This is a genomic window from Anaerosporobacter sp. (assembly GCF_031551385.1).
Lineage (GTDB): Bacteria > Bacillota > Clostridia > Lachnospirales > Lachnospiraceae > Anaerosporobacter.
The window spans coordinates 1-3,407 of record NZ_JAVBNS010000031.1 but is presented as its reverse complement, the minus strand read 5'-3'; the positions used below and the strand labels follow the sequence as shown (position 1 = coordinate 3,407).

The window sequence follows — 3,407 nt, the reverse complement described above, 5'->3', positions numbered from 1 at the left end:
GGATTGATTGAGAGTGAAAAGGAGATTATTCAATTTATACAGATGCGAGAAACTTTATGTTCTAAATATCCTATTACAACATTTGAAAAGGAGATTTTATAGTGTATAAACTGAGTAAAATATTGGAACTATAATAAAATTCTATACTCTAAGTTATTCTTCACTAACTCTTCAATATATCTCTTAATATATTGGATATCATTACAACAATCCACATATCTATCGTCATTCCTGATTTTGTACTCAGATATTTCACATTCGGATCTGCCATTTTATCCGCTTCCCCACCTGTTGATTCTGTTGTATATCCACTTATTGAGCTAATGGCATAGCAGTGTCGTTCCTTCTCATCTGGAAAATACACTCTTACGTAATCACCAACCTCAGGCATGCAATACCAGCCGCTTCCATCTGGCGATGCTGCTATTGTTGAATATGGGAATAGATAGCCACTTCCTTTATTCTTCTCTATATCTAACCCGATTTTTACTTTATCTCTAACTACTTGAGCAACTTTACCATTAAGCGATATCCCTTTAATTGACTCATTATAGATTCGATTTTGCCTTAGTCCGTTTTTAGGGCTGATGCAATAGTATGCTACCAATATCCCATGTTCCATTGTATATACCGCATATTTTATATAAAAAATATGTTTTTGAAACTTAATCTTGTCTCCAATGAATCGCATTTTTTTAGATTTAATCTGATATTCAATGTAGTCACTTTCTTTAACACCTTTAATGTAATTGCTACTGTTTACTTGATATTCTTGTATTCGCTTGACTGTACTGTATTCTAATACATTAATTTCTTCTACTTCATCCTTTGTATTTAATCCAAAATAAAATTTAGGATCTTTGTTTCTACAATCGGGATACAGCCCCTCATAAAACTTTGAAGCAATTCTTTTGATAAATTCCCAATCGGTCTCTTTATACTGTAGTACAAACTCCCCAACAGACTTATTTGAAGCCTCAACAAACTTAGCTTCTGCCTTTTCTGTTCTTTTAAGAACTTTTTTAACAAGATTTTTATAGGAGCTCTCTGTATTTTGATAAGATACATCTACTTTATAGATATCCAGCAGATAGGTATTACTCAATGCAGTTACATGGATATAATTAATACCACTTTGTGTTGTAACTGCAACATAGGTAACAATTCCATTGAATAAACATTTACTCAAAGCATCTTTTGTATCATCAGCTCTAAACGAAACTTCTACTTTTGAATATGTTAATGTAGTAAAAACTGGAAGATTCTTCTCTTCTTCATCTAGCCTCGCTGTAAACTCTAGCTTTGCATGTTCATTTATTGCTTGCGTTATCTTAAGATTTTCTATATGTTGTATTTTAAAATTTGAAATATCAAGCAAATCATATGTAATTGATTCTGGTTCCGCATACAACATCGGAGGGGTTTTCCCCTCATTCTTCTCTTCCTTCTTACTCATCCCCACTCACCTGCTCCTTCCAACCAAGTTCTCTTACTGCCTGTATAATTGGCAACCATATCTTCTCCTCTTTTTCCTCGAAGTTAAACAGATAGGTCATCAGCCCTTCCTCAGATAGATAGACCCACATTACGTTATAGATTACTACAAGCCCTGTCAGCATAACGTATTCAAAGTATTGAACCTCTTTATCCTCTACCAATAGGGTTTCCGCCTTTTTCCATCGACAACGCAGCTCCATGGATTTAACAGAATTATCTATCTGCTGTTTTCTTTGCTCAAGTGCAGATAATTCCATGTTTTCATTGTTGCAACTTACAATAATGCTTATATTACTTGTGTTATCCATTGCTTGGAATATGAGTGGGTCGTCCGTCATGATCTCAATGTCATTTGTCGGTATATACATTTCTATCTTTTTATCTAGTATTTCATATTTCTTAAAGAATAGGTTTCTCTTCTCAATGTTTACTTGTCCTGCTTGAATTCCTTCTTTCACTCTATCAACTCGTATTGCCCATTCTTCTTCCTCATCAACAGTGTTTTCTAATGCTGCCTTTTCTTCACGCATCTTTCTCATTTTCTTTGCTAGTTCTTCATCTAAGTATTCTGTCATTCTACAATCACCCTTCTTCCAAGTCGTTCCCCACTATTTCCTGCTAGTTTTCCAGCCTTTATCTCTTCTAGTATCATTACAAGATACGTATGTATCTGCTTATTGCTTAACTTTTCTTCCAGTTTTACATTTTGTCTAATATGCAGATACTGCATTATTACACTGCGAGAAATTACCGTTTGCTGAATACAATTCATTGCAAATCCGATATCATAGGGATTTGTGTTATGGTACCCTAGTAGTTCTCTCCCAAAATACGCTGTAATCTCTGGCGAAATCGTTGTCACTGAAATTCCTGCGTATTGTACATGGATTCGATTCACAGTATTATGTTCTGTATCAAAGTCCCTTATATCTTGATAGTCTTGTCGAAGCCTTGCTCCTGCCTTTAGTAGAAATCGACAAAGTTCAATCTCATCAACCTGCAATTCCATATCTTCATCTAACAGGATTTTTGTCTGATAGGTTGTATAATCACTCGTTTCATTGACTTCGAAGAACTTGAGTTTTAGCATCATCCATTTTTCGGATGCTTCATATGGTACCAGACACTCTTCCACCATATGGTATAACCGTCCACGATGCTTTAGGATTCCTGGCTTAATCCGTAATGTTCCACCTTCCTCCTCTTCTGCATCATCAACAACAATCTGCACTCCTGAATAATACCGTCAGAATAGTCTTGATACATAAGTGCAAACATATCTCTTGGATATTCTCTAAGATTCACTAACATACCTGCTTTTAATATACTGTCCTTCTCAAAATGTGGATATTGATTTTGAAACATGCTTCTTACCCCCTTACTTGTTTCCGTCAAAGAAATTCACTTCCCATATGTTATTCTCAAAAGCAAAGAATTGCTCTTTTCCCAGATAAAGCTGTGGCCCTGTTCTGGCAATTGGTATAACATAAAATCCCCACTTATCCTTTGCTGCAAATACAAAGAATTTCACTTCAAAATCACGAATCGTATCCGTCTCGTCCTGTATCATATATTCTCTATAATTCTTGTACTTCTCGCTGATTTCTTCATAAGTACACGCTTTATAAGCATCTGCTTGGTTTTGATAGTAATAGCGATACTTGAGATTTCCCTCTTCGTCCCGAAGAATGAATTCGATCTTTGTAAGGTCTTTGTTTCTTGATAGATAGCCATAACTCTGTTCCTTGTTAAGACTGTTAATCAACACTTTTTCAGTTCCTTCATGCGTAACCGCACCGATAGAATATGGTATGTTTTCACTTGTACTCGTAAGATCCGCCTTCACGATTCCTGTTTCAAGAGCATGCACATACTGTATAGCACCTCTTACACACGCAAGCTTTAAGTCC

4 protein-coding genes and 1 pseudogene are annotated in these 3,407 nt (G+C 35.5%); all 5 read right to left on the bottom strand.

Annotation, left to right across the window (positions count from 1 at the left end; genetic code table 11):
* Positions 1-163: 163 nt before the first annotated feature.
* Positions 164-1,456 carry a hypothetical protein gene (locus tag RMR19_RS03840; protein WP_310602175.1) on the bottom strand — a complete coding sequence of 431 codons (1,293 nt, stop codon included), beginning with the start codon at positions 1,454-1,456 and terminating at the stop codon, positions 164-166.
* Complete coding sequence (locus RMR19_RS03835; RefSeq protein ID WP_310602174.1) at positions 1,449-2,072, bottom strand: hypothetical protein; 624 nt, start codon at positions 2,070-2,072, stop codon at positions 1,449-1,451. Before RMR19_RS03835 ends, RMR19_RS03840 begins: the two co-directional genes overlap by 8 nt.
* On the bottom strand, positions 2,069-2,728 hold the full coding sequence (locus tag RMR19_RS03830; protein WP_310602173.1) for a hypothetical protein: 660 nt from the start codon (positions 2,726-2,728) through the stop codon (positions 2,069-2,071). The genes RMR19_RS03835 and RMR19_RS03830 overlap by 4 nt, the downstream gene beginning before the upstream one ends.
* On the bottom strand, positions 2,659-2,862 hold the full coding sequence (locus RMR19_RS03825) for a hypothetical protein (protein WP_310602172.1): 204 nt from the start codon (positions 2,860-2,862) through the stop codon (positions 2,659-2,661). The genes RMR19_RS03830 and RMR19_RS03825 overlap by 70 nt, the downstream gene beginning before the upstream one ends.
* A 13-nt stretch (positions 2,863-2,875) precedes the next feature.
* Positions 2,876-3,407 (bottom strand): annotated as a pseudogene (locus RMR19_RS03820) (hypothetical protein); the annotation flags it as partial.

Coding starts and splice junctions, on each gene's coding strand:
- RMR19_RS03840 (WP_310602175.1), bottom strand. CDS start 1,456: ATGAGTAAGAAGGAAGAGAAGAATGAGGGGAAAACCCCTCCGATGTTG.
- RMR19_RS03835 (WP_310602174.1), bottom strand. CDS start 2,072: ATGACAGAATACTTAGATGAAGAACTAGCAAAGAAAATGAGAAAGATG.
- RMR19_RS03825 (WP_310602172.1), bottom strand. CDS start 2,862: ATGTTTCAAAATCAATATCCACATTTTGAGAAGGACAGTATATTAAAA.